The organism is Stenotrophomonas hibiscicola ATCC 19867 (genome assembly GCF_000382065.1).
GTDB lineage: Bacteria > Pseudomonadota > Gammaproteobacteria > Xanthomonadales > Xanthomonadaceae > Stenotrophomonas > Stenotrophomonas hibiscicola.
The window spans coordinates 459,233-483,938 of the sequence record NZ_KB907498.1; the positions used below are offsets into that span (position 1 = coordinate 459,233).

Sequence of the window (24,706 nt, forward strand, 5' to 3'; positions counted from 1 at the left end):
TGTGCTGCGGTGACAACCTGCCTTGGAACCGGCCCAGCCTATGACCGGCAATGTGTGGGCCATGCGAAAAAGGGGACGGAGGGGATTAAGTCGTTTTCGGCATAAGCGCATGGCCTGCCATTTACGACTTAATCCCCTCCGTCCCCTTTTCCTGTACGCCAGCCCGGGGGCTGGCGTTGTTATGGACGGCTGCGGGTGCGGCTTAGAAGCTGCGCGGGCCGCGCGGCTTGAAGCCGTCACGACGCGGCGGGCGGCTGTCGCGGTCACCGCCGCGGTCACCGCCGCGGTCGCCACCATGGCCACCCGGACCACCCGGGCCACCACGACGTGGGCCACCCGGGCCGCCCGGGCCACGCTTGTCGAAGCGCGGCTTGAACGGACGCGGGGCCGGGTTGGTGTCTTCACCCGGAGCCAGCGCACGCATCTGCAGCTGCTGGCCGGACACCCACACCTTCTGCAGGTGCGACAGCACGTCCGGCGGCATCTGTGCCGGCAGGTCCAGCAGCGAGAAGTCGTCGTGGATGTCGATGCGGCCGATGAAGCGGCTTTCCAGGCCCGCTTCGTTGGCAATGGCGCCGACGATGTTGGCCGGCTTCACGCCATGCTGATGGCCCACCGAAATGCGGTAGGTCTCCATGCCCTGCTCCGGTGCACCACGCGGCGGAACCTCACGGCGCGGACGCTGCTCGAAACCACCTTCGGCGTCTTCGCGACGCGGGCCACGCTCGAAGCGCGGACCGCGCTCGTTGCGGTCGAAGCGATCGCCACGCTCCGGACGGTCGCCACGGTCGAAACGCTCGCGCGGGGCGCGCTCTTCACGCGGGGCACGCACCGGCGGCTGCAGCAGGAACGGGGTGTCACCCTGCAGCATCCTGGCCAGCGCGGCGGCGATCTCGATGGCCGGCACGTTCTGCTCGTTCTCGAAGCGCTCCAGCAGCTGGCGGTAGAAGTCCAGGCCACCGGCACCCAGGGTTTCGCTGATGCGCGAGGTGAACTTGTTGATGCGGGTGTCGTTGACCGCTTCCACGCTCGGCAGCTGCATCTCTTCGATCGGCTGGCGGGTGGCGCGCTCGATCTGGCGCAGCATGCCCTTCTCGCGCGGGGTCGCGAACAGGATCGCCTCGCCGCTGCGGCCGGCGCGACCGGTACGGCCGATGCGGTGCACGTAGCTTTCGGTGTCGTACGGGATGTCGTAGTTCAGCACGTGGCTGATGCGCTCCACGTCCAGGCCGCGCGCAGCCACGTCGGTGGCAACCAGGATGTCCAGCTTGCCTTCCTTCAGCATGGCGATGGTGCGCTCACGCTGGGCCTGCTGCATGTCGCCGTTGATGGCGGCAGCGGCCAGGCCACGGGCCTGCAGCTTGCTGGCCAGTTCTTCGGTGCCGGCCTTGGTGCGCGCGAAGATGATCATCGCGTCGAACGGCTCGACTTCCAGGATGCGGGTCAGCGCATCCAGCTTGTGCATGCCGCTCACCCACCAGTAACGCTGGCGGATGTTGGCCGAGGTGGTGGTCTTGGCCGCAATGGTCACTTCCACCGGATCCTGCAGGTAGGTCTGCGCGATGCGGCGGATCTGCGGCGGCATGGTGGCCGAGAACAGGGCCACCTGGCGCTGCTCCGGCAGCTTCTTCAGTACCGCTTCGACGTCGTCGATGAAGCCCATGCGCAGCATTTCATCGGCTTCGTCCAGCACCAGGGTCTTCAGCTCGGACAGGTCCAGGGTGCTGCGGTCCAGGTGGTCGATCACGCGACCGGGGGTACCGACCACGATATGCACGCCACGGCGCAGCGCCGACAGCTGCTGCCCGTAAGGCTGGCCGCCGTACACCGGCAGCACGCGGAAGCCCGGGATCTTCGACGAGTAGGACTGGAACGCCTCGGCGACCTGGATGGCCAGTTCGCGGGTCGGCGCCAGGATCAGGGCCTGCGGCTTGATCTGCTGCAGGTCGATGTTGGACAGTACCGGCAGTGCGAACGCAGCGGTCTTGCCGGTACCGGTCTGGGCCTGGCCCAGCACGTCGCGGCCTTCCAGCATCGCCGGGATGGTGGCGGCCTGGATCGGCGACGGGGTTTCGTAGCCGATGGCGGTGACCGCCTGCATCACGGGCTCGGACAGGCCGAGCTGCGCGAACTGCAGCGGCGCTTGGGAATCTTGGGACATGGGGAACTCCGAAGGCACTGCCGTCTTCCTGGCAGTGCGATAAAAAGGGATGGTCCGCGCTTTGGGCGCCCTTCTTATCGCGTGCCCTGGCGCTGCTCGGTCGGAGGAGATTTCACTCGCTCAGAGCGGGATGATACCGCATTGATCCTGAACGAGGCGAACAGCTTTCCGTGCGCGTGCCGTCGAGCCCGTGCTGGCGCACAATACGCGCCCGCTTCCCGGCCCGGCCGCTGGCCTGCGCCCTCTTCCCAGGAACCCGCTCCATGCAGATTCTCGAATTCGACCTCGACGGTGACTACGTCGAACTCAAGCAGCTGCTCAAGCTGGCCGACCTGGTCACCAGCGGCGGCGAGGCCAAGATGGTCATCAGTGAAGGCCAGGTGCGGGTCGATGGCGAAATCGAGCTGCGCAAGGCCTGCAAGATCCGGGCGGGCCAGGTGGTCGAATTTTCCGGCAGCCAGATCCGGGTGCTGGCTGCCGGCTGATCTGAAGCCGTTCAGGCCACGCGCTGGGTCAGGTGCGAGGCGATCAGCTGCCTGAACGGTGCCACGCCCTGCGCCAGGCGCAGGCCAGCCGCACGCAGCAGGCGCGCCGGGCGACGGTCGTCGGTGTACAGGCTGGCGATCGCATTGGTGGCCTCGTACAGCGACCGCGACGCCAGCCGATGGCCCCGCTGGTAGCTGGTCAGCATGCCGGCGGCAGCAATGTCGGCACCGCGACGCTGCTGCGCGACGATGCCCTGCGCCAGCCGCTGTGCGCTGGCCAGGCCCAGGTTGAAGCCATGCGCGGTGACCGGATGCATGCCGACTGCGGCATCGCCGATCAGCGCAGAACGCTCGCCGACGAAACGGTGCGCGTACACACCTACCAGCGGGTACGCCTGCGGCGTCGCCACCGGCTGCATGCGGCCCAGGCGATGTTCAAAGCACGCACTGATGGCATCGCCGAAGGCCACCTCATCCATCGCCAGCAGTTCTTCGATCTGCCGCGGCTGCAGCGTGATCACCGCCGATGCCTGGCCCTCGTTGAGCGGCAGCAGCGCCATGGTGCGGCCGTAACCGAACCATTCCCAGGCCGTGTGGTGATGGTCGCGCTCGACCTGCATGCGGCACACCAGCATCGACTTGCCGAAGTCGCGCATCTGCGCACCGATGCCAAGCATGCGGCGGGTGGCGGAGAAGCGGCTGTCAGCCGCGACCAGCAGGCGGGCGTGCAGTTGGCTGCCGTCATCGAGTCTGACCACGTGGCCCTGCGCATCGGCCTGGACGCGCTGCACCTTGCGCCCGTCGAACAGGTCCAGACCATCCTGGTCCTGCACGGCATTCCATGCAGCGCGGCGGATCAGATGGTTGGGCACCAGCCAGCCCAGCGGCTGGCCGTCGACCTGGCTGCTGGCGAAGGTCAGCGCGAACGGCGAACCGCCGTTCATCACCTTGGCATCTCGCAGTTCAGCGACTTCGGCCGGCGGCAGGCGCTGCCACAGCCCCAGCTGCTCCATGCTCTGCCGCGAGGCATGGGTCAACGCGATCTCGCGGCCATCGAAGGCGGCCTCGGCCAGCGCCTGGCGCGGTTGAACTTCGACCAGCCCGACCTGCAGGCCACTGCCGGCCAGCGCCCGAGCGAAGCACAGGCCCGCCGGTCCGGCGCCGACCACCACCACGTCCATCCTGCGCATGCGCGTCTCCTGCCGTTGATTCAGTCCGGGCCAGCATAGCGCCGCGCGCCTGACCGTCCTTGATCTGGATCAGGCGCGGGTCACAACAACGCGAACACCAGCGCCAGGATCGACAGCAGCGACACCAGCCACACCAGGCTGCGCAGGTAGGGCACGCCGGCCGCGTACAGGGGCAAATAGACCACACGCGCCCAGAAGTAGGCCTGCGCAGCCAGCGCCGTGGTGCCGTTGCCGCGACCGGACACGACTACTGCAATGGCGGCAGCGGCGAAGAACGGGAAGGTTTCCAGGAAGTTGGCCTGGGCCCGCTGCAGGCGGCCGGCCAGCGGGCTGAGCGGCTTTGCATCGCCATCGCGTGCCGAGGCATTCCACTTCATCCCGCGCTCGCGGGTGACCACGGTGGAGGTGGCGAAGATGTACACGAAGCCGAGCACGATCGACCAGGCCAGCATTGTCAGTTCAGTTGCCATCGCTCATCTCCTCAGGGTGCCGACGCACGCAGGCTGTAACCGGCCAGGCGCCACACCTGGTCTTCGTCGAAACGGAACGAGACCAGCTCGCGCACCGGCTGCGCGCTGTTGGCGAAACGGGTCGGGAAGCTGACGTTGATGTACAGCCCTTCCGGCACCGCAGCACCGGCGCTGTACTTGACCCGGGTGATGGTGGGCTGGCCACGCCCGGCCAACGCACCCAGGCGCGCACGCTCGGTGGTCAGCTGGCTGACGAAGGCGGCCTTCGGCACCGCACGACGGGCGACGGCCGAAGCGCCATCCCACAGTTCGCCGGCGCGGTTGGCATCGACCAGCTGCGCCGCCTTCAACGCAGCCGCGCCCATTTCGGCGTCCTGCTTCTGCACCTGGGCCTGCTGCGCGGCGGTCAATGCCGGAGCGCCGGCGGTGGCCGGTTTCGCAGCCGCCGGCGATGCCGGGGCCGGGCGCGCGGGTGCCGGTGCCGGCGTGGCCGGCGCAGGTGCCTGCGCCAACGCAGTCAGGGGCAGCAGGGACAGCAGCAGGAGCGCGCGCTTCATGGACACCGCCGGTTCTCGAGGAAAGGACCGCAGTCTACGCCAGCGCGGTGAGCGGTTCGTCAGCGCGCGTGGGCGTTGCCTTCCACCGCCGCCGCATCGGCCTGCGCCGCAGACTTGCCTGCATCGTCGGCTGCCTGCTCGGCCATCGGCGGTTCCGGCGGTGCCGGGGGCAGCGTCGCCACATCGATCTCCGACAGCGGGCTTTCGTCCGGGCACACCGCGTCGGGAAAGCCGAAGCGCTGTTTCAACGCCTGGCCGCAGCTGTTGATCGACTCCATGTCGGCGCCTTCGCGCTTGCATTGCTGGTCGAAGGCGACCAGGAACGCGTCCTTGCGCTGCACGAAATCATCGCCGCAGGTACGCATCTGCTTGATCCGTTCCAGATCATCCTGCACCGCATTGGTCCCATCCAGGCCGTACTGGCGCAGCTCGTCCGGAGTCAGCAGGCGCAGGCTGCGGTTGGGCACGGTCATCATCAGATCGGCCACGCCCACCGCCACGCCATTGCGCTGCAAATAGTCCTTCACGTTGTCGTAGACCTCGTGCAGCTCGCGGTTGAGTTCCGCGCGCGAGGTGGCCTTGGAGCTGATCCGCATCATGCGGTGGATGCCGACCTTGCCCGACAGCAGGCGGTTGTCACCGGCGGCCAGCACGAACACGCAGGCGCTGTGGCAGATCGAGCCTTCGCGCACCCAGATGGTCCAGCCGGATTCACCGATGCTGTCACCGGCAACGATCGCCGATTCCACCTGGCCGCCGCTGGAATCCAGATCGAGGATGCGCTTGTGGATCTTCTGCTGGTCGGCGACCACCGCCAACCGCCACATCATCTCGGCGAAGCCCGGATTGATCTTGCCGGCGTAACGCACGCGCATCAGGCCGCGCTCGGCGCACGGCGCCAGCGCCTGAGTGATCTGCTCGCGCTGCAGGCCTTCCAGCTCGACACCGTCGCCGGCATCGCCAGCATATTCCGTGCTGCAGCTGACCCAGGCACGGCCATTCTCAAGCTGCGCCTGCGGCCACGGCCGATCCGCCTGGCTGCGCGGCGGCGCTGGCGGTGGCGGTGCATCGGCCGCATTGATCGACACCATGTTCTCGCCATCGCTGGCCGGTGCCCGCGCCGCCTTGTCGGCAGCAGTCACATTGCCCGGATTTTCCAGCTGGCTGCAGCCCGCCAGGGCCAGGCACAACAGGGGCAACCAGCGGCGTTTGGCGGACATCGGGCAACCAGTCTTCACGTGAGCAGGAGCCACAGTCTACCCGTCCGGGGCACCCGTTCAGCGCGTGGCACTGAACCCCTTCTGACCCTCTGGCTCCAACCTTTTCATTACAGCGTCTTGCACCACTCCATCCACGCATGGCGTGGATCTACCGTGTCGACCAAGGTCGACACCCAGAGCGGGATGCCGTTCCGGCAGGCCGCGGGGAACTGTCGAAGGCGGGGTGGGTCCGGTGGCAGGGGCGTGAGCGCCATGGATGGCGCGACCGAGCTACAGGGACGTGCTTGCAGCGCCCCCTGCCACCGGCCCCACCCCGCCCTCCCGCAGGAAGCCTGCTGTTGCTGTTGCCTCTGCGGGTGCAGGGCGCAGCCCTGCCCAACCCTCTTCAGCATCCATGTCCGAATGTGGCGAGTATCTCCAGCCGCACACGCCTAGACTGGCGCCATGGATACCGCCCTCGCCCTCGACACCGCCGCCTGCGACCGTGCCCGCCTGGCCCGCGACGCGCGCTTCGACGGCGTGTTCTTCACCGCCGTGCGCAGCACCGGCATCTACTGCCGCCCGGTGTGCCCGGCACCGCCACCGAAGCCGCGCAACATCACCTACTACCCCACCGCCGCTGCGGCCGCAGCTGCCGGCTACCGCCCGTGCCTGCGCTGCCGTCCTGAACTGGCACCGCAGGCCCAGCAGGCATTGGCCGGGCAGACCGTGCAGCGCGCACTCGCCCTGATCCATGGCGGCTTCCTTCAGGAGCAGCCCGTCGCGGACCTCGCGCAGAAGATCGGCCTGAGCGCGCGCCAGCTGCAGCGCCTGTTCGTTGAACACCTGGGCGCGACGCCGGCGCAGATCCACGCCACCCATCGCCTGCTGCTGGCCAAGCAACTGCTGACCGAGACCACGCTGCCGGTGACCGACGTTGCGCTGGCCGCCGGCTACAACAGCCTGCGCCGCTTCAACACCGCCTTCCTGCAGGGTTGCGGCATGGCACCGACGGCGCTGCGTCGCCAGCACCAGCCGCTGGCCGCCGATGACGGCGGCCTGGTGCTGCGCCTGGTGTATCGCCCGCCGCTGGACTTCCCGCGCATGTTGGCCTTCCTGCGCAAACGCAGCCTGCCTGGCATCGAACTGATCGGCGAAGACAGCTACCAGCGTGTGCTGGGCACGCCCGAACGCCCCACCCTGCTGCGGGTCACCGCCGACCCGAAGCGCCCGGAGTTGCGCCTGCAGCTGGGCGCGGTCGATCCGCGTCTGATTCCGGACATCGTGCGCCGCGTGCGCCGCGTATTCGATCTGGACGCGGACCTGCAGCAGGTGCACGCCGCGCTGAGCGAAGAACCCTTGCTGGCGCGCGGTATCGCCGAACGCCCCGGGCTGCGCGTACCCGGCGGCTGGGATGGCTTCGAGGTGGGCGTACGCGCCGTGCTCGGACAGCAGGTCAGTGTGGCCGCAGCCACCACCTTCGCGCGGCGCCTGGTCGACGCCTATGGCGCGCACCTACCGGGCATGCCATCGGAATTCGATCGCCAGTTCCCGGCGCCCGAGGTGCTGGCCGAAGCGCCCCTGGAATCGATCGGCCTGCCGCGCAGCCGCGCCGCCACCGTGCGTGCGCTGGCGGCCGCCTGCGCCAGCGGCCAGCTCGACTTCGCGCCCGGGCAGGCATTGGAGGAATTCGTTGCGCGCTGCGTCGCGCTGCCCGGCATCGGCCCGTGGACGGCGCAGTACATCGCCCTGCGCGGGCTCGGCCAGCCCGATGCGTTCCCGGCCGGCGATCTTGTACTGCAGCAGGTGCTCGGCCACGCGCAGGGCCAGCGCCTGAGCGAACGTGCAACCGAAGCGCGCTCGCAACCGTGGCGGCCGTGGCGCGCCTACGCGGTGCTGCACCTGTGGCACCTGTCCGGCACGTTCGTTGGAGAACCGACATGACCCTGTTGTTCGACCGTTTCGACAGCCCGATCGGCGTGTTGACCATCGCCGGTGACGAACGTGGCCTGTCACATGTGCTTTTCCCCGAGAACCGCCATCCGGCACGCGGGCGCGATGACTGGCACTACGCACCGGATGCGCTGCCGGAAGCGCGCGAGCAACTGCTGCAGTTCCTGCACGGCGAACGCAGCAGCTTCGACCTTGTGCTGGCACCACGCGGCACGCCGTTCCAGCTGCGTGTGTGGCAGGCGCTGGCGTTGATTCCGTTCGGCCAGACCTGGAGCTACCTGCAGCTGGCGCAGCACCTGGGCCAACCCAGCGCGACCCGTGCGGTCGGTGCAGCCAACGGGCGCAACCCGCTGCCGATCATCCTGCCCTGCCACCGCGTGATCGGCAGCAACGGCGCACTGACCGGTTTCGGCGGCGGCCTGGAAATCAAGGCGGCGCTGCTGCGGCTGGAACAACGCCAGGCCCCGCTGTTCGCCTGAGAGGGCTGGCCGGGCTGCGCCCGGCACCCGCAGAGGCAACCGCAAGGTCAAGAGCCAATACAGCTCCGATTTTCTACGCGTTGGGTGGGGCGGTATGGGTGGGCAGGACACGCCGTAAACCCATCCATGGGGGCTCGTTGGCGCCATCCATGGCGCCAACGGTCCTGCCCACCCACACCGCCCCACCTTCGACAGATTCCCGCGGCGGTGGGTAGGTGTCGACCTTGGTCGACGCGGTAGATCCACGCCATGCGTGGATGGAAGCGTCTGTAAACTGTCTGGAGAAAAGCCCCCTTCTTGTTGAAGGGGGCGCGCCGACAGGCGCGGGGATAAGGAAAAATGCGCGGACACGGCGCGCAATAGTGCGCCGTGTCTTGGGCGCGTCATTACCTCGCACTATCATGCGCGGATGACTTCCGTACGCCTGACCTGCGCGCTGGCGCTGCTGCTGCCATTGGCCGCCTGCACCACCGCGCCCGCCCCTTCCGCCTCCGTTCCCACACCCGTCGCTGCGGCTGCGCCGCCCAAGCTGCTGCTGATCTCCATCGATGGCCTGCGTGCCGACGCGCTGGACCGCGGCCTGACCCCGAACCTGCAGCGACTGATCGACGGCGGCGTGCGTGCACGCTGGATGACGCCGTCCTATCCGTCGCTGACCTTCCCCAACCACTACACCATCGTCACCGGCCTGCGTCCGGACCACCACGGCATCGTCAACAACAGCATGGACGATGCAACCCTGGGCCGTTTCGAACTGAGCAACCGCGACGCGGTCACCACCAGCGGCTGGTGGGGTGGCGAACCGATCTGGGTCAGTGCCGAGAACGCTGGCGTACGTTCGGCCACCACGGCGTGGCCGGGCAGTGAGTCTGAAATCCGCGGCGTGCGCCCCAGCAAGTGGCGCGTGTACGACGGCAAGCAACCGCTGGAACAGCGGGCCGGCATCGTGCTCGACTGGCTGGCGCAGACCGATGCTGATGCACCGCGCCTCACCACGCTGTACATGGAACACGTGGACAAGGCCGGCCACAACTACGGCCCCGAGTCGAAGCAGTATGCCGACGCCATCGTGCGCGCCGACCAGATCGTCGGCCAGGTGCTCGATGGGCTGCAGCAGCGCGGCCTGGCCGCGACCACCAACGTGATCGTGGTCTCTGACCATGGCATGGCCAGCGTGCCGGTCGGCCAGGTGATCTCCACCGAGTCGATGGCCGACCCGGCCATCGCGCGCAATGTCAGCCAGGGCCAGTCGGTGGGTTTTGCGCCGGTCGCCGGCCGCGAAGCGGAAGCCGAACGCGCCCTGCTCGGACGCCACGGGCACTATCAGTGCTGGAAGAAGGAGAACCTGCCGGCACGCTGGCACTACGGCACGCATCCGCGGGTTCCGGCCATCGTCTGTGTCATGGATGAAGGCTGGGATGCCCTGCACCAGGAGAAGATCGCCAAGCGCGACCATCAGGATCGCGGCTCGCATGGCTACGACAATGCCCTGCCCTCCATGCGAGCCGTGTTCGTGGCCAGCGGCCCGTCATTCCGACAGGGTTTGGTGATCGATGGCTTCGACAATGTCGACGTCTACCCGCTGCTGGCGCACCTGCTGCAGGTGCCGGCCGCGCCGAACGACGGAAATCCGGAAACGCTGAAGAAGACCCTGCGCTGATCCGATTGTAGAGCCGAGCCCACGCTCGGCTGCATTGCGCCGAGCATGGGCTCGGCTCTACAAGAACGTGCATAAAAAAAACGCGGCGCCAGGCGCCGCGTTTTTCTTTGGACCGGTCGGTCGGCCGGATCAGGCCTTGGCGACGGCCTTCTTCGCCACAGCCTTCTTCGCCGGAGCCTTGGCCACGGTCTTCTTGGCAACCGGGGCGGCGGCGCCTACGGCGACCTTGCTCGCGGTGTGCGAACGGGCGTTGCCGTAGCTGGCGTTGTAGCGCTTGCCCTTGGCGGTCTTGCGGTCACCCTTACCCATGTCTTCAACTCCTCAAGTGTGAAATCTGGTTACCCCGTACTGACACGGGTTCGGCGGGGCCGCCTTGCTGGGCGCCCCCGCGCACGATCGAAAATCCTACCATGGAGCGCCTAGTGCGCGCAGCTGGCGTCGTGCACGTGACCGTGGTTGAGGCGCAGGTTGACCAGATGGGCCACACCCACCAGCAGGCCGCCGACGGTCATCACCACCGCGTGCGGCACCGCATTGTGGTGCAACGGGTCGTACAGCACGCCGGCCCACAACGCCACCAGGCCGGGAATCAGGAAGCCCAGCGCGCGCAGCGCGCCGTGGCGGCGGTAGCCCCATACCAGGCTGAACAGCCCGAGCAGGGTCACGAACACCACCAGCGCCTGCTCCACGCCATCGCCCAGCCAGAACGACAGGCCCAGCGAAGGCGCCGCCGCCAGCAGTACGGGAATCACCGCGCAGTGCACCGCGCACAGCATCGAACCGGTAGCGCCGAAACGGTCGAGCAGATGGCGCAGGCGTGAGGACAGGGACATGACTTCCAGCAGGGTCGGCGAATCGTTATGGAATAATATAACATCCATCCCCGAACCGCACGGTTTCCCCTCCCCCTCTCCCATCGGCGGGATTCGTGCGCCCTGCGATTGATACATTGTAACAAAGGACCGATCCATGCCTGCCCACACCCCACGGCTCAAGCCGCATTCCCTGGCCCTGGCCCTCGCCGCCCTGCTTCCGACCGTTGCCTTCGCCGCCAGCGAAGACGATTCCCATCGTGACCGCCACCTGACTGAACTGTCGTCGGTGCAGGTCACCGCGTCGCCACTGCAGGGCGATGCCGAATCGCTGGCCCGCCCGGTGGAGGTTCTGGCCGGTGACCGCCTGGACGAGCAGAAGGCCGGCACCCTCGGCGATACCGTGGCCAAGCTGCCCGGCGTACAGAGCACCTTCTTCGGGCCCGGCGTCGGCCGCCCGATCATCCGCGGCCAGGAAGGCCCGCGTGTGGCCGTGCTGTCCAACGGCATGGGCAACATGGATGCCTCTACCGTCAGTGCCGACCACGCCACCAGCATCGAGCCGTTCCTGGCCGACCAGATCGAAGTGCTGAAGGGCCCGGCCACGCTGCTGTTCGGCAGCGGTGCCATCGGTGGTGCGGTCAACGTGGTCGATGGCCGCATCGCACGGGAGCTGCCGGAGCGGCCGCTCAGCGGCCGCGCCGAACTGCGCGGCAATTCGGTGAACAACGAGCGCAGCGGCATGTTCCGCCTCGATGGCGTCAGCGGCAATGTCGTGCTTCATGTGGACGGCCTGGTGCGCAATGGCGACGACTACCGTATCCCTGGCTACGCGGTGATCGACAGCCTGGAAGACCACCATGACGACCACGACCATGACCACGCGGGCGAGGAAGGCGAAGAGCCGCGTCGCGGCCGCCTCGACAACAGCTCGATCCGCACCCGCGCCGGTGGCGTCGGTGCGACCTGGCTGGGCGAAGGCGGCTACTTCGGCGTGTCGGCCAGCACCTACCGCACCAACTACGGCATTCCCAACGGCGCACACGTGCACGCCGATGGCGACGATCACGGCCATGACCACGGCCACGACCATGGCGACGAAGAGGAAGGCGGTGACGAGCATGACGTGCGCATCGACATGGTGCAGAACCGCTTCGAGACCAAGGCCGGCATCTATGACCCGGTCTCGTTCCTGAAGAACATCAACGCACGCGTGGCCTATACCGACTACGAGCACGTGGAGCTGGAGGCCGGCACGCCGTCGACCCGCTTCACCAACCGTGGCATCGAAGCGCGCCTGGAAGCGGTGCAGCACCAGATCGGTGGCTGGGACGGTGCCTTCGGCCTGCAGTTCGGCAACAGTGATTTCGGTGCCAAGGGCGAAGAGGCGTTCGTTCCGGATACAGGCACGAAGAACATCGGCCTGTTCGTGCTGCAGGAAAAGCAGTTCGGACCGTTGAAGCTGGAACTGGGCGGCCGCCACGACCAGGTCAAGCTGGACCCGACCGGTGATTACCGGCGCCGCACGTTCGGCGCCACCAACCTGTCTGCCGCCGGCATCTGGAAGCTCAACGACGCCGTTGACCTGCGTATCGGCGTGGACAGCTCCGAGCGTGCACCCACCAACGAGGAGCTGTATGCCGCCGGCGCCCACATCGCCACCCGTTCGCTGGAGATCGGCGACGCCAACCTGAAGACCGAGCGCGGCCAGCGCGTGGAACTGGGTATCCACACTCACAGTGAGCGCCTGGACTTCTCCGCGTCGGTCTACCAGACCAGGTTCAAGGACTTCATCTACCTGGCCGACACCGGTGTTACCGAAGGCCTGCCGGTCCGCGCCTGGACCCAGCAGGACGCGGTGTTCCGCGGTGCCGAGGCCGAAGCGCTGGTGCACCTGTTCGAGGGTGGCGCCGGTGACTGGGATCTGCGCCTGTTCGGTGACTACGTGAAGGCCAAGCTGGATGGCAGCGGCAGCCGCAACCTCGACATCGCCGTGCCGCACGGCGACCACAACCACAATTACAACGTGGAACTGGCCAACACCGGCTACCTGCCGCGTATTGCCCCGGCCCGCGTCGGCGCCGACCTGCGCTGGTCGAAGGATGGCTGGCGTGCCTCGGTCGGTGCGGTGCGCTACAGCCGCCAGAAGGATGTCGCCCAGAACGAAGCCCCGAGCGACGGCTACACCTTGGTCGATGCACACCTGGCCTATCGTTGGGACCGCAACGCCAGCAACAGCTACGAGGTGTTCCTGGATGGCAGCAACCTGACCAACCGCGAAGTGCGTCCGCATACCTCGCTGCTGCGCGACTACTCGCCACTGCCGGGCCGTGGCGTCGCATTCGGCATCCGCGCGTTCTTCTGATCGGCCTACGCCGTCGAAACATTACCTGAGGGGGCCGAAAGGCCCCCTTTTCTTTGTCGCATATGGCATGAACTGGTGGAAGCGGCGCACTACCGACGCATCACCATCTGCTACACGACTAGACTCAGCCCGGTGTCAATCCAATAGACAAACTGAGCGGAAACATTTGCATGGCCCTGAGTCTCGATGCCGAACTGGAAGAACGCTTCCTTGCAATTGCCAAGCGCGGCAGAACCGCTTGGCTGGCCGGCGATATTGCGGAGGCAGAGCATTGCTTCCTTGAAAGCTGGGACATGATTCCGGAGCCGAAGTCTGCTTATGACTACGGCCAGATTACATCGTATGGAATAGCTGTCTTCTATCGCGATACCGCTCAGTTTGAGAAGGCCAGAGCGTGGGCGATGGTCGCCAGAGGCATCTATGGAGAGGGCGAAGGCGCGACCGAGTACATGGACGAACTCGCCGCTACCATCCAGTTCGAGTCCGGAGACCTGGATGGGGCCTACACACTATTTGAACCGCAGTACCGGAAGTACGGCCGTCGTGTCTTTGAGGGCCATAAGAAGGGGTTCATTGATTTCATCAAGAGCAGGAAGAAAACTGGAAAGGTGGATCAGTGAGCCGCTAGCCAGCTCCCATCCGTTCCAGATACTCATCCACGCATGGCGTGGATCTACTGCCCCCTCCGGGAGCCATGGGGTTCCTGCATATCGATGCGACGCCATCACACATCCGTCACAAAGGTGTGCGTACGACAACAACCGGACAATCCCGTCACTCACTGTCTCGCCAAACGGACAATCTTGTCCGAAAATCAATCCATGACCGCTCAACGTGCCGATGCTGCTGCCCGCCGTGCCCTCATCCTCGATGCCGCCGATCATGTGTTCGGCCAACATGGCGTCACCGCCCCGCTGGACCTGGTGGTCGAACGTGCCCAGGTGGGCCGCGCCACCCTGTACCGCAACTTCCCCGACCGCACCGCACTGATCCAGGCGCTGCTGCAGCGCACGGTCGACCGCATCCGGCGCCAGGTCGAACAGCTCGGTGACCGCGACGACGCCCTGTTCGAGGTGTTCGAGGGCATGGCCCAGCGCATCATCGATTCGCCAGCGCTAGCCGATTACTGGCGTGCGGTCGATTCGGACGTGCCGTCCATGCGCGCTGCGCGCGAGACCGTGCGCGACCTGCTGGAGGAACCGATCGCGCGCGCCAAGGCCGCCGGACTGTGCCGTGCCGACCTGGAAAAGACGGATATTTCACTGATCTCGGGCATGCTGGGTGCGGCCCTGCGCGGCAAGACCCGCGACGAGCGCGCCCAGTTGGCCGGGCGCGCCCTGCAACTGTTGCGTGGGGGTCTCCAGGGAGCTGCCAGCGAGGCCCGTTGATGGTCCAGCCGTATCTGAAGCCGGTTCCGGATTGGGAGGAACATGAGAAGCCGACCATGCCCGGCTCGGCGTCGATGCCCTGGCACCCGCCGTACCGGCGTGCGGCCTATGCGCTGGTATCGTTGCTGGTGGCGATCACCGGCGGCCTCGGCAATGCGCTGGTTACCGCCAACCTGCCGTTCCTGCAGGGCCAGCTGGCGCTGACCCCGACCCAGGGCAGCTGGCTGGTAGCGGCCTATGCGATGGTCAACGTCACCGCCAACCTGTTGGCCTTCAAGTTCCGCCAGCAATACGGCATCCGCCTGTTCGCCGAAATCGGGCTGGGCCTGTACGCGGCGTTGGCGGTCCTGCACCTGTTCGTCGGCAGCTTCGAGACCACGATGCTGACCCGAGCCGCCAGCGGCTTCGCCGGCGCGGCCTGTTCGACCTTGGGCACGCTGTACATGCTGCAGGCGCTGCCGCGGCGCTTCACCGGCAATCTGCTGGTGGTCGGTGTCGGCCTCTCGCAGCTGGCGGTGCCGATCGCCTGGATCGTGTCGCCTGGCCTGGTCGATACCGGCCAGTGGCACCAGCTCTACTCGTTTGAGGCCGGGCTGGCACTGTGCGCGTTCGCGGCAGTGGTAGTGTTGAAGCTGCCGCCCGGCATCCAGGTGAAGGCGTTCGAGCCGCTGGACTTCCTCACGTTCGCCCTGCTCGCACCGGCCGTCGCCCTGCTGGTGATCGTGCTGGCGCAGGGCTACACCCGCTGGTGGCTCAACACACCATGGCTGGGCTGGTCACTGGTCGCCTCGATCGTGCTGTCCACCACCGCCTTCATCATCGAGCACTACCGGCGCAATCCGCTGCTGCAGATCCGCTGGCTGTCGACGCTGCCGGTACTGCACTTCATCGTCGGTGCGTTCCTGATCCGCTTCCTCACCACCGAGCAGTCCTACGGCGTGGTCAACCTGATGCGCACGCTGGGCATGGGGCCTGACCAGATGCGCCCGCTGTTCGTGGTGATCCTGGCGGGCGTGGTCACCGGCATCGCCGGTGCATCGCTGACCTTCGGCCCGAAGCGGCTGATCCCCCAGCTGCTGATGGCGATCCTGCTGCTGGGCGCCGCCGCGTTCTTCGACCAGCACCGCACCAGCATGGATCGGCCGCACGACTTCTACGCCAGCCAGTTCCTGGCCTCGGTCGGTGCCGGTATGTTCATGGGCCCGCTGATCATGCTCGGCATCTCTGCCGCGTTGAAACAGGGCGTGGATCACATGATCACCTTCCTGGTGACGCTGTCGATCACCCAGACGCTGGGTGGCCTGGCCGGCTCGGCGGTGCTGGGCACCTTCCAGCTGCATCGCGAGCAGTTGTACTCCAGCGCATTGACCAGCCAGCTCGACCCGGCCGACCCGGTGGTGGCACAACGCCTGCGCATCCAGCAGCAGCTGTACAGCGCACAGATCACCGACCCGGTGCTGCGCAGTTCGCAGGGCAGCGCGCAGCTGGCGCAGACCACTCGCCGCGAAGCCAACGTGCGTGGATTCAATGATGTGTTCACATTGAGCGGTTGGCTGGCCATCGGCTTCCTGTGCTGGTTGCTGCTGCTGTCGCTGCGCACCGCGGTGCTCAAGCAATGGCGCAAGCGCCACCCCACTTCCCCCGCTGCGGCCACGCCGGCCGCGCCCCGCTGAGTCCTCCGCCATGCCTCCCGTCCCGCCCCGACCCGACGACAACGTGACCCCTCCGCCGCCGACCGACGCGGCACCTGCGCCCACGCCCGTTGAGCCGGCGGTCGCGCCGAAGTACCTCAAGCCCAGCGCGCGCAGCGTAGTGGTGATGGTGGTGGTCGCCCTGCTGGGCATTGCGCTGATCCTGCGCGCCTGGCACCTGTGGCCATTCACCAGCAGCGTGATGGTGACCGACAACGCCTATGTACGCGGGCAAATCACGGTGATGGCGCCGCAGGTGAACGGCTACGTGACCGAAGTGCTGGTGAAGGACTTCCAGCACGTGAAGCAGGGCGAGCCGCTGCTGCGCATCGATGACCGCATCTACGCGCAGCGCGTCGCCCAGGCGCAGGCGACGCTGGACAGCGCACGCGCGGCGTTGGCCAACTCGGACCAGTCGCAGGCGCAGAACCGTGCGCAGATCGCCTCCGCACACGCCACGTTGTCGGCCGGCCAGGCGGAGCTGCAACGCTCACGCAACGAGCTGAAGCGCTACGAGGAGCTGGCCGCGCAGCAACTGGTGTCAGTCAACGACCGCGACAAGTTCCGCACCACCCAGGCGTCGGCACAGGCCAGCGTCCAGCAGTCACAGGCGCAGATCCGCATTGCCGAGGAAACCCTGGTATCGACCCAGGTGGCGCGCAAGAGCCTGGAGGCGCAGGTGGAGAGCGCGCAGGCGCAGCTGGAACTGGCCCGCATCGATCTGGCCAACACGGTGATCCACGCACCGCGCGACGGCCAGATCAGCGAGGCCAGCGTGCGCGTGGGCCAGTACGTCGCTGCCGGCTCGCAGCTGCTGTTTTTGGTACCTGACACGTTGTGGGTGGTGGCCAACTACAAGGAAGGCCAGACCTGGGGCATGGCGATCGGCCAGCCGGCCACGTTCTCGGTGGACGCGTTCCAGGGGCAGGTGCTGCGGGGCCGCGTGCAGGAGATCGCGCCGGCTACCGGTTCGGAATTCAGCGTGCTGCGCCCGGACAATGCCAGCGGCAACTTCACCAAGGTGGTGCAGCGGCTGCCGGTACGGATTTCGATCAACGAGGGCCAGAAGTTGGCGGCACAACTGCGGCCCGGCATGTCGGTGATCGTGCGGGTGGATACCGCAAGCAAGCCGATGGACTAGCGTTTGTCATGAAACGGGGGTCAGATCCCTTTTGCCAAGGCAAAAGGGATCTGACCCCAGGACCCATTGCTCAGCCCGCGCAGCGCGCGCAGAGGCCGTGCACTTCCAGAGTCTGCGCCTGCGGCTGGAAACCCAGCTCCTTGGCGCGCTTCTCCAGCTGGGTGACGATTTCGCGGTCTTCCAGCTCCACCGCGCTGTGGCAGCTGTTGCAGATCAGGAACGGCACCGAATGCGCGGCGCTGCTGGGATGGTGGCAGGCCACGAAGGCATTGACCGACTCCAGCTTGTGCACGAAGCCATTGGCCATCAGGAAATCCAGCGCGCGGTACACGGTGGGCGGGGCATCAGCGCCCACGCCCTTGCCGTTGCGCACCCATTCCAGCAGCTCGTAGGCCTTGACCGGCTTGCCGGCCTCGGCGATCAGCTTCAGCACATTGGCGCGGATCGGGGTCAGGCGCAGCCCGCGTTCGCGCGAGACGCGCTCGACCACCGCCACAAAATCCGATGCATCGTGGACGTGGTGGTGCGGGGCCGTACAGGCAGTGGCGGTCTTGGCGGGCATGCGTGTTCTCCGGTTCGGGCCTGGCAAGGATGCCTCAGGCCGTTGCTACCTTGGTGATGGCCACATCAATGCGTTTCAAGGCCTGCTCGCGGCCGGCCAGGTACACGGTATGGGAAATGTCAGGGCTGACTTGGGTGCCGGTGATGGCCACGCGCAGCGGCTGGGCGACCTTGCCCATGCCGATCTCCAGCGCTGCGGCCGCGTCATGCAGGGCCACGCCCACCGATTCGGCGGTCCATTCCGGCAGGGCTGCCAGCAGCTCGCGGGCCTTGCCCAGCGCCACCTCGGCACCGGCCTTGAAGTGCTTGGCCACCGCCGCGTCATCGTACTCGGTCAGCGGCTGGTACCAGACCACGGCCTTTTCGGCCATTTCCTTCAGGGTCTGCACGCGTTCACGCAGGGCGATCACCACGTCCTCCGGTGCCGGTCCGGCAGCCACGTCCAGCCCCAGCTTCTGCAGCTGGTAGACCAGATGCGGCACGATCGCGGCCACATCCTCGGTCTTCAGGAAGTGCTGGTTGACCCAGCCCAGCTTGGCCATGTCCAGTCGCGAGGCCTTGGAGTTGCAGTCCTTCACGTCGAACAGCTCGATCAGCTCCTGGCGGCTGAACAGCTCCTGGTCACCGTGCGACCAGCCGAGACGGGCCAGGTAGCTCAGCAGCGCATCGGGCAGGTAGCCGGCGTCCTTGTACTGCATCACGTCGGCCGCGCCGGTGCGCTTGGACAACTTGGCGCCCTGCTCGTCCAGGATCATCGGCATGTGGCCGAACTTCGGCACCGGCGCACCAATGCCTTCGTACAGGTTGATCTGGCGCGGGGTGTTGTTGATGTGGTCGTCGCCGCGGATGACCTCGGTGATTCCCATGTCCCAGTCGTCCACCACCACCGCGAAGTTGTAGGTGGGGTAGCCGTCCGGGCGGAAGATCACCATGTCATCCAGCTCGCTGTTGGCGATCTCGATGCGGCCCTTGATCAGGTCGTCGAACACCACCGTGCCTTCCAGCGGATTCTTGAAGCGGATGACGCGGTTCGGGTCGTCCCTGTAGGGCAGGCCCAGATCGCGCGCAGCGCCGTTGTAGCGCGGCTTCTCCTGCCTGGCCATGGCAGCCTCGCGCATCGCGTCCAGCTCTTCGCGGGTCTCGTAGGCGTAGTACGCCTTGCCCTCGGCGATCAGCTGCTCGGCCACTTCCTGGTAACGGGCAACGCGGTCGGTCTGGTAGATCGGGCCTTCGTCATAGTCCAGGCCCAGCCACTCCATCGCCTCCAGGATGGCGTCGATCGCACCCTGGGTGCTGCGTTCACGGTCGGTGTCCTCGATGCGCAGCACGAACTCGCCGCCACGGTGGCGGGCCTCCAGCCAGCAGTACAGCGCGGTGCGGGCACCACCGATGTGGAGGTAGCCGGTGGGACTGGGGGCGAAGCGGGTGCGGCAGGTCATGGACGGCTCGAGGAACGGGAATCCCCCGATTTTACCAGCCCGCCGCCCCCGACGGAAAAAGGGGACGGAGGGGATTAAGTCGCGATTGCCCAGCCCGTGGGCACTGCAACCGGGAAACGGAGGGGAGATGCGACTTAATCCCCTCCGTCCCCTTTTACGGTTCCACCTTGCGCGGGAACGGCTGCTCGCGCATCGCGGCGTTGTAGGCGAATGAGGCGACGATGGCAGCGGCCTGCTTCAGGTCTTCCGGTTCGGCGTGGTCCCAGGTGTCCAGGTGGCTGTGGTGGACATTGGTGAAGTAGTCCAGCCGGTCCTGGATGAACTGGAAGCCCGGCAGGCCGATGCGGTCGAAGCTGATGTGGTCGGTGCTGCCAGTGTTGCGGGTGGCCACGGTGGTGGCGCCCACGTCATGGAACGGCGCCAGCCAGGCTTCGAAGATGGGCATGGCCGCCAGGTTCTCCTGAGCGTAGATGCCACGGAAGCGGCCCGAGCCGTTGTCCATGTTGAAGTAGACCTGGAACTTGCCGTAGTCGCGGGTCTTCTGCAGTGCGCCGGTCGGCTCGCGCAGCGACGCCGGCAGCGCCTTCTGCGCCGGGTCGGTCGGCTCCGGGAACTTGCCGAAGTGCTTGGCCACATAGGCCTGCGAGCCGATCAGGCCCTGCTCCTCGCCGCTCCACAGCGCCACGCGGATGGTGCGCCTGGGCTTGGCGCCGGTGGCCTTGAGGATGCGCATCGCCTCCATCATCACCGCCACGCCGGCGGCGTTGTCGGCCGCACCGGTGCCGCTGTGCCAGGAATCCAGGTGCGCGCCGATCATCACCACTTCATCGGGCTTGCTGCTGCCACGGATCTCGGCCAGCGTGTTGTAGCCGGGCTGGTCGGCCTCGTCGGTGAAGCGTGCGGCCACATCCACGCGCAGGCGCACGGTCTGCTTGGCCTCCAGCGCGCGTACCAGCGGATTGAAGTGCTCGCTGATCATCGCCAGCTCGGGAATGCCCACCGACTCACCGGCCTTGCGCGAACCACCACCGGCAACGCGGATGATGCCGTTGTCCCAGCCGCTGATGCTGATCGAGGCCAGCGCGCCCTCTTCCACGAAGAAGGCATTGACCTTGGCCGCCAGCTGCTGGCGTTCCTGGTATTCCGTGACCCGCCTGGCGCGCTCGGCGGTGGCGTTCTTGTCCTTGGGCAGGGTGAACTCCTGCAGGCCCTCCAGCGAGGTGGCGTCGTGGCGGTGCGAATCGGGCTCGGTGCCCCGCTTGTATTCGCGTGCCTCGCCCAGCAGGAGGATCTTGCCACGCAGCTTGCCGCGGTACTTCTCTATGTCTTCGGGCTTCTTGATGTCGACCTGCACCAGCTCGCCTTCGACCGGGCCCTTCGTACCGGGGGTCCAGGCCTTGGGCAGCGCATGCAGCGGCTGCACGCGGTCACCCAGCATTTCCACGCTCGCCGAGGTGAATTCCCAGCCACGGCCGAAATCATCGAAGGCCTCGTCGTGGACGTTGTCCAGCTTCCATTCGTTGAACTTGCCGCGGGTCCACGCATTGGCGCGGCCCATCGCCGGCGAGTTGGTCAACCGCGGTCCAATGCGTTCGGTGAGGTAACTGAAGGTGTCCATCACCTGCGACCGGTGGAAGGCCTCCTGGCGGATGCGGCTGACCATGTCCAGGTCCACCGTCTCGCGCTGCTGCGCCCCTGCATTGCCACCCATCACCAGCGCTGCGGCCAGCACGCCCCACTTCAACACATCGCACCCCTGCCCTTCGGCTCGATCTTCAACCCATCGAGTCTAGCCAGCAGGGGCGCGCCGATACCGTCCCATCGGTCATGGACAGCAGTAGATCCACGCCATGCGTGGATGAACAACCCGATCACCCCCTCCACCCCAACCACAACTGCGCCCGCTCCGGCAGCAACAACAACCAGTGCCGCCGGTCGACGCTGCAGCAGCCGTACACCGCCGCATGCGCGGGCCAGTCATCGGGCAGGCCGTCGATGCCGATTTCGGCCAGCGCTTCCGCCCCGGCCTTCCATGGCCGGTAGCGCGGCACCCGTCCGGCCACTGCGCCACGTCCCTGCCGCGCACCCTGCAACCAGCCCAGGCCCTTGCCCCGCAGTCCTTGGCAGGTCGCCGCCGCCAGCTGGAAGCGGACCAGGCCGGGGGCGATCCGTGCCCCCGGCAGGGCCGCCAGCACGCCATGTGCCTGCAGCAGTGCATCCACTTCCAACAGGGCCGGAATACCCTGCCGTGCCCGTTGCCGCAATCCCTGGCGCCAACTCATGGCCTGCTCCTTACTTCAGGTCCGCGCCGAGCGCGTACCAGTCCACCCGACGGGTCACCCACATCGCCAGCGCCAGGATCACGAACAGCAGCAGCGAACCCATCAGCAGCGCATTGTTCTCCGACACCAGCAGGCCATACAGCGCGCCGTACAGCACGGTCAGCAGCGCCGCGAAGCCGAAGCCGCGCTTCCAGTGGCCCAGCACATTGGCCAGGTACACCGCCTGCAGGCCGATGCAGGCCACCGCCGAAACCAGGTAGGCCTTCCAGAACGCGATGTGCTCGGACAGGCTGATCAGCAGCAGGAAGAAGATCGCCAGCGCCAGGCCGACCATCAGGTACTGCAGCGGGTGGATGCGCAGCGACTTGATCAGCTCGAACAGGATGAAGCCGAGGAAGGTCAGCAGCACGAACAGCACGCCGTACTTCGAGGCACGGTCGGCCTGGGTGTAGGTATCGACCGGATCGACCAGCGACACCGTCACCGCCTGCGAGTCCACCGAACCGTCATTGCGCAGCTGCCGCTGTGCGTCGGAGGCCAGCGAGGACACCGCCCAGCGCGCATCGAATCCCTGCGCATCAACGCGGCGCTCGTTGGGCAGGAAAGCTCCGCTGAACGACGGATGCGGCCAGCTCGAACGCAGCGCGATGTGGGTGTCATCGCCCACCGGCACCACCGACAGCATGCGACTGCCATCCAGGCGCAGCTCCAGTTCAACGGTGCTGGCGGCCAGCGTGCCGCCCTGATCCGCATCGAAACCGGCCACCGGTGCATGCAGGCCCCGCCCGATCTCGCCGGCCGCACCAACACCCGGCAGCAAACGCAGCTGCTTGCCATCCACGCGCAGGTTCGGCGTGCCGACCAGGCCACGGACATCGGAAACCCCCACCGCCACATACGGCTGGCCGTAACTGCGGCCCGCCTTCACCGGGTAATCGTCTGCGGCGAAGGTCGCCTTCATCTGGCCGTTCCAGCTGTACACCGGCACCTTGAACAGCCCCACCTCACGCTGGCTCGGCAGCATTTCGCCGCCCACCTCCAGCGATGCCGGCATCTGCAGCCAGTGCCCCTCGGTGACCTGCACTTCGGTCTTCTTGACGCCCAGCGGGTCGACCAGTTCAACCTGCTTGCGTTCCACCCATGGCACCACCCGCACCGGGCCCACCAGCTGCTGTGCGCCGGCGCGGCTGTCGGCCACCCGCGAGAAAGCCTCGTCGCGGTACGCACTGCGTTCGTTGATGACACTGCGGATCATCGTCAGCGGAACCAGCAGCAGCAGGATCAGGCCGCCGACAATGGCGAAGCGCAGCAGCATCTTCAGGGATTTCATGGTCCATCCTCGTTGGAGAGGACTGCAGGATGGACCGCCACGGTGAGCGGGGTTTGTGGCGAATTTGAAGCGAATGTGAAGTCAGCGGCGGGGGCGCTGGCCTGGTGTACCCAGCGGCAACCATAGGCTGGCCACGGTACCGCCGCCGTCGCGGGCATCGGCACTGGCGCGCCCATCGTGCAGGCGCGCGACTTCCTGCACGAACGGCAGGCCCAGGCCGGAACTGCGCCGACCACTGCCGGGGCGGGCCAACGAATAGAAGCGTTCGAACACCCGTTCGCGCGCGTAGTCGGGAATGCCGGCACCGCGATCCGCTACCTGCAGGCGTACGCCCTGCCCGTCCACCTCGGCCAGCAGCGCGATGTCCGCGCCGGGCGGTGAGAAGGCAATGGCGTTGTCGATCAGGTTGTGCAACGCCTGCCGCAGCAGATAGGCATCACCCTGCACGCGCATGTCGGGTACGCTGCCGATGCGCACCTGCACGCCGGCCGCCTGCGCACGCACCTGCGCGGCCGCCGCCGCATCGGCCAGCAAGGTTGGCAGCGCGATCGGATCGCGGGTCTGCAGCCAGCCGTGCTGTTCCACTTCGGCCAGCGCCAGCAGCTTGTCGATCGTCTCGGTCAGCCGCTCCTGCTGATCGACGATGCTGCGTGCAAAATGCACGCGGTCGGCCTCCGGCAGCGGCTCCTGCAGCAGCTCGGCGGCACCGCGGATCGCCGCCAGCGGACTCTTCATTTCATGCGTCAGCGACTGCACGTACTGCTCGACGTAGGCCTTGCCCTCCAGCTTGCGGCGCATCGTTTCCAGTGCCTGGCCCAGGTCGCCGATCTCGTCGCGGCGCCGCCGCGGGGGTGGCACCGGTTCGCCGGCGCTGACCGCACGCGCGTAGCGGCTGAGCTGGCCAAGGCCCGTGGTGAGCCACATCGTCACCAGCACGCCGACCAGCGCCGACAATCCGATCAACCAGGCGCCGCGCTCGATGATGGCGCGTTGGCTTGCAGCGATGAACGGATCGATGCTGCGGTTGGGCTGGGCCAGGCTGAGCACGCCGATCAGCGTGCGCCCATCGTCCGGGTCGTATACCGGCGCCGCCACATGCATCACCGTATTGCCTTCCTCGCCCGGCGTTTCCGGGCTGGAGCGGGCACCGTACTCGCCACGCAGGGTGCGATAGACATCATTCCAGCGCGAGTTGTCGCGCCCCAGGTCGCGGCCCAGCGAGTCGTAGATGACGATGCCCTTGGCATCGGTGATGGTCACCCGGTAGTCCAGTGAGCGCTTGGGAAAGCGCCAGACCATCGCTTTCAGGTCACGCTGCCGCGCCTTGGCGAGGTTGCGGGTGAAGCTGCCGCTGCCGATGGTGCCGGCCTTGACGTCGGCGGCGGCCATCTCGGCCAGCACGTTGGCCGCATCGACCAGGGTCGATTCCATCGCCTGGCGCACGCCGGGCTTCACTTCGTTGACGAACACGCGCATCACGAAGAACGCGGCGATGCCGGTTATCAGGAAGAAGCCGAGGAACAGCTTCAATACCAGGCGCATC

The 24,706-nt window shown here is 67.0% G+C and carries 22 protein-coding genes; 9 read left to right on the forward strand and 13 right to left on the reverse strand.

From position 1 onward, the window contains the following. Positions 1-202 precede the first annotated feature (202 nt). Complete coding sequence (locus tag G370_RS0102325) at positions 203-2,161, reverse strand: DEAD/DEAH box helicase (RefSeq protein WP_019659155.1); 1,959 nt, start codon at positions 2,159-2,161, stop codon at positions 203-205. 263 nt (positions 2,162-2,424) lie between these two features. On the opposite strand from G370_RS0102325, the gene G370_RS0102330 reads away from it, so the two are divergent. Continuing rightward, on the forward strand, positions 2,425-2,646 hold the full coding sequence (locus tag G370_RS0102330; RefSeq protein ID WP_019659156.1) for an RNA-binding S4 domain-containing protein: 222 nt from the start codon (positions 2,425-2,427) through the stop codon (positions 2,644-2,646). Positions 2,647-2,657: 11 nt separating this feature from the next. On the opposite strand, the gene ubiM is transcribed toward G370_RS0102330, so the two are convergent. The 4 genes from ubiM to G370_RS0102350 form a co-directional block, all read right to left on the reverse strand. Next, complete coding sequence (ubiM, locus tag G370_RS0102335; RefSeq protein WP_019659157.1) at positions 2,658-3,836, reverse strand: 5-demethoxyubiquinol-8 5-hydroxylase UbiM; 1,179 nt, start codon at positions 3,834-3,836, stop codon at positions 2,658-2,660. A gap of 80 nt (positions 3,837-3,916) precedes the next feature. After that, positions 3,917-4,306: an MAPEG family protein gene (locus G370_RS0102340; protein WP_019659158.1), complete on the reverse strand. Its 390-nt coding sequence runs from the start codon at positions 4,304-4,306 to the stop codon at positions 3,917-3,919. 11 nt (positions 4,307-4,317) lie between these two features. Beyond that, a complete protein-coding gene (locus tag G370_RS0102345; RefSeq protein ID WP_019659159.1) occupies positions 4,318-4,863 on the reverse strand; it encodes a DUF4019 domain-containing protein in 546 nt (181 codons plus the stop codon). 59 nt (positions 4,864-4,922) lie between these two features. Next, the gene (locus G370_RS0102350; RefSeq protein WP_019659160.1) at positions 4,923-6,083 is read right to left on the reverse strand and encodes a COG3904 family protein; all 1,161 of its coding nucleotides are present in this window, start codon (positions 6,081-6,083) and stop codon (positions 4,923-4,925) included. Between the two features lie 444 nt (positions 6,084-6,527). Here G370_RS0102350 and G370_RS0102355 point away from each other — a divergent pair, with 444 nt between their 5' ends. The 3 genes from G370_RS0102355 (at position 6,528) to G370_RS0102365 (ending at position 10,154) form a co-directional block, all read left to right on the forward strand. After that, on the forward strand, positions 6,528-8,006 hold the full coding sequence (locus tag G370_RS0102355; RefSeq protein WP_019659161.1) for a DNA-3-methyladenine glycosylase 2: 1,479 nt from the start codon (positions 6,528-6,530) through the stop codon (positions 8,004-8,006). Then, positions 8,003-8,494: a methylated-DNA--[protein]-cysteine S-methyltransferase gene (locus G370_RS0102360; protein WP_019659162.1), complete on the forward strand. Its 492-nt coding sequence runs from the start codon at positions 8,003-8,005 to the stop codon at positions 8,492-8,494. Before G370_RS0102355 ends, G370_RS0102360 begins: the two co-directional genes overlap by 4 nt. 409 nt (positions 8,495-8,903) lie before the next feature. Then, positions 8,904-10,154, forward strand: coding sequence for an alkaline phosphatase family protein (locus tag G370_RS0102365; protein WP_019659163.1), 1,251 nt, complete (start codon positions 8,904-8,906; stop codon positions 10,152-10,154). A 129-nt stretch (positions 10,155-10,283) separates the two neighbouring features. Here the strand turns inward: G370_RS0102365 and G370_RS0102370 are convergent, their stop codons facing one another. Beyond that, positions 10,284-10,463: a 30S ribosomal protein THX gene (locus G370_RS0102370; protein ID WP_004150462.1), complete on the reverse strand. Its 180-nt coding sequence runs from the start codon at positions 10,461-10,463 to the stop codon at positions 10,284-10,286. A 110-nt stretch (positions 10,464-10,573) separates the two neighbouring features. Beyond that, complete coding sequence (locus tag G370_RS0102375; RefSeq protein WP_019659164.1) at positions 10,574-10,987, reverse strand: MerC domain-containing protein; 414 nt, start codon at positions 10,985-10,987, stop codon at positions 10,574-10,576. Between the two features lie 136 nt (positions 10,988-11,123). Here G370_RS0102375 and G370_RS0102380 point away from each other — a divergent pair, with 136 nt between their 5' ends. The 5 genes from G370_RS0102380 to G370_RS0102400 all read left to right on the forward strand — a co-directional run bounded on the left by G370_RS0102380 (position 11,124) and on the right by G370_RS0102400 (position 17,551). Beyond that, entirely contained in the window at positions 11,124-13,331 is a 2,208-nt protein-coding gene (locus tag G370_RS0102380; RefSeq protein WP_019659165.1) for a TonB-dependent receptor, read from the forward strand. 170 nt (positions 13,332-13,501) lie between these two features. Further along, a complete protein-coding gene (locus tag G370_RS0102385) occupies positions 13,502-13,951 on the forward strand; it encodes a hypothetical protein (protein WP_019659166.1) in 450 nt (149 codons plus the stop codon). 201 nt (positions 13,952-14,152) lie between these two features. Next, a complete protein-coding gene (locus tag G370_RS0102390; protein WP_019659167.1) occupies positions 14,153-14,719 on the forward strand; it encodes a TetR/AcrR family transcriptional regulator in 567 nt (188 codons plus the stop codon). Next, complete coding sequence (locus G370_RS0102395; RefSeq protein ID WP_019659168.1) at positions 14,719-16,392, forward strand: MFS transporter; 1,674 nt, start codon at positions 14,719-14,721, stop codon at positions 16,390-16,392. Before G370_RS0102390 ends, G370_RS0102395 begins: the two co-directional genes overlap by 1 nt. A gap of 10 nt (positions 16,393-16,402) precedes the next feature. Beyond that, entirely contained in the window at positions 16,403-17,551 is a 1,149-nt protein-coding gene (locus tag G370_RS0102400; RefSeq protein ID WP_019659169.1) for an HlyD family secretion protein, read from the forward strand. Positions 17,552-17,621: 70 nt separating this feature from the next. Here the strand turns inward: G370_RS0102400 and G370_RS0102405 are convergent, their stop codons facing one another. The 6 genes from G370_RS0102405 to creC all read right to left on the reverse strand — a co-directional run bounded on the left by G370_RS0102405 (position 17,622) and on the right by creC (position 24,705). Then, entirely contained in the window at positions 17,622-18,113 is a 492-nt protein-coding gene (locus G370_RS0102405; protein WP_004150412.1) for a Fur family transcriptional regulator, read from the reverse strand. Positions 18,114-18,147: 34 nt separating this feature from the next. Beyond that, positions 18,148-19,551 (reverse strand): glutamate--tRNA ligase, encoded by a 1,404-nt coding sequence (gene gltX / locus G370_RS0102410; RefSeq protein ID WP_019659170.1) that lies wholly within the window; start codon positions 19,549-19,551, stop codon positions 18,148-18,150. A 154-nt stretch (positions 19,552-19,705) separates the two neighbouring features. Beyond that, positions 19,706-21,298 carry a M20/M25/M40 family metallo-hydrolase gene (locus G370_RS0102415; RefSeq protein ID WP_019659171.1) on the reverse strand — a complete coding sequence of 531 codons (1,593 nt, stop codon included), beginning with the start codon at positions 21,296-21,298 and terminating at the stop codon, positions 19,706-19,708. A 124-nt stretch (positions 21,299-21,422) separates the two neighbouring features. After that, positions 21,423-21,833 carry a hypothetical protein gene (locus G370_RS0102420; RefSeq protein WP_019659172.1) on the reverse strand — a complete coding sequence of 137 codons (411 nt, stop codon included), beginning with the start codon at positions 21,831-21,833 and terminating at the stop codon, positions 21,423-21,425. Positions 21,834-21,843: 10 nt separating this feature from the next. Further along, a complete protein-coding gene (gene creD / locus G370_RS0102425) occupies positions 21,844-23,163 on the reverse strand; it encodes a cell envelope integrity protein CreD (RefSeq protein WP_019659173.1) in 1,320 nt (439 codons plus the stop codon). Between the two features lie 81 nt (positions 23,164-23,244). After that, on the reverse strand, positions 23,245-24,705 hold the full coding sequence (gene creC / locus G370_RS0102430) for a two-component system sensor histidine kinase CreC (RefSeq protein ID WP_019659174.1): 1,461 nt from the start codon (positions 24,703-24,705) through the stop codon (positions 23,245-23,247). Position 24,706 lies beyond the last annotated feature (1 nt).

Excerpts from the sequence above, each read along its gene's own strand:
- gltX (WP_019659170.1), bottom strand. The coding sequence starts at position 19,551 with ATGACCTGCCGCACCCGCTTCGCCCCCAGTCCCACCGGCTACCTCCAC.
- G370_RS0102355 (WP_019659161.1), top strand. The coding sequence starts at position 6,528 with ATGGATACCGCCCTCGCCCTCGACACCGCCGCCTGCGACCGTGCCCGC.
- G370_RS0102370 (WP_004150462.1), bottom strand. The coding sequence starts at position 10,463 with ATGGGTAAGGGTGACCGCAAGACCGCCAAGGGCAAGCGCTACAACGCC.
- G370_RS0102385 (WP_019659166.1), top strand. The coding sequence starts at position 13,502 with ATGGCCCTGAGTCTCGATGCCGAACTGGAAGAACGCTTCCTTGCAATT.
- ubiM (WP_019659157.1), bottom strand. The coding sequence starts at position 3,836 with ATGCGCAGGATGGACGTGGTGGTGGTCGGCGCCGGACCGGCGGGCCTG.
- creC (WP_019659174.1), bottom strand. The coding sequence starts at position 24,705 with ATGCGCCTGGTATTGAAGCTGTTCCTCGGCTTCTTCCTGATAACCGGC.
- G370_RS0102340 (WP_019659158.1), bottom strand. The coding sequence starts at position 4,306 with ATGGCAACTGAACTGACAATGCTGGCCTGGTCGATCGTGCTCGGCTTC.
- G370_RS0102375 (WP_019659164.1), bottom strand. The coding sequence starts at position 10,987 with ATGTCCCTGTCCTCACGCCTGCGCCATCTGCTCGACCGTTTCGGCGCT.
- G370_RS0102365 (WP_019659163.1), top strand. The coding sequence starts at position 8,904 with ATGACTTCCGTACGCCTGACCTGCGCGCTGGCGCTGCTGCTGCCATTG.
- G370_RS0102395 (WP_019659168.1), top strand. The coding sequence starts at position 14,719 with ATGGTCCAGCCGTATCTGAAGCCGGTTCCGGATTGGGAGGAACATGAG.
- G370_RS0102420 (WP_019659172.1), bottom strand. The coding sequence starts at position 21,833 with ATGAGTTGGCGCCAGGGATTGCGGCAACGGGCACGGCAGGGTATTCCG.
- G370_RS0102330 (WP_019659156.1), top strand. The coding sequence starts at position 2,425 with ATGCAGATTCTCGAATTCGACCTCGACGGTGACTACGTCGAACTCAAG.
- G370_RS0102380 (WP_019659165.1), top strand. The coding sequence starts at position 11,124 with ATGCCTGCCCACACCCCACGGCTCAAGCCGCATTCCCTGGCCCTGGCC.
- G370_RS0102390 (WP_019659167.1), top strand. The coding sequence starts at position 14,153 with ATGACCGCTCAACGTGCCGATGCTGCTGCCCGCCGTGCCCTCATCCTC.
- G370_RS0102345 (WP_019659159.1), bottom strand. The coding sequence starts at position 4,863 with ATGAAGCGCGCGCTCCTGCTGCTGTCCCTGCTGCCCCTGACTGCGTTG.
- G370_RS0102405 (WP_004150412.1), bottom strand. The coding sequence starts at position 18,113 with ATGCCCGCCAAGACCGCCACTGCCTGTACGGCCCCGCACCACCACGTC.
- G370_RS0102325 (WP_019659155.1), bottom strand. The coding sequence starts at position 2,161 with ATGTCCCAAGATTCCCAAGCGCCGCTGCAGTTCGCGCAGCTCGGCCTG.
- creD (WP_019659173.1), bottom strand. The coding sequence starts at position 23,163 with ATGAAATCCCTGAAGATGCTGCTGCGCTTCGCCATTGTCGGCGGCCTG.
- G370_RS0102350 (WP_019659160.1), bottom strand. The coding sequence starts at position 6,083 with ATGTCCGCCAAACGCCGCTGGTTGCCCCTGTTGTGCCTGGCCCTGGCG.
- G370_RS0102360 (WP_019659162.1), top strand. The coding sequence starts at position 8,003 with ATGACCCTGTTGTTCGACCGTTTCGACAGCCCGATCGGCGTGTTGACC.
- G370_RS0102400 (WP_019659169.1), top strand. The coding sequence starts at position 16,403 with ATGCCTCCCGTCCCGCCCCGACCCGACGACAACGTGACCCCTCCGCCG.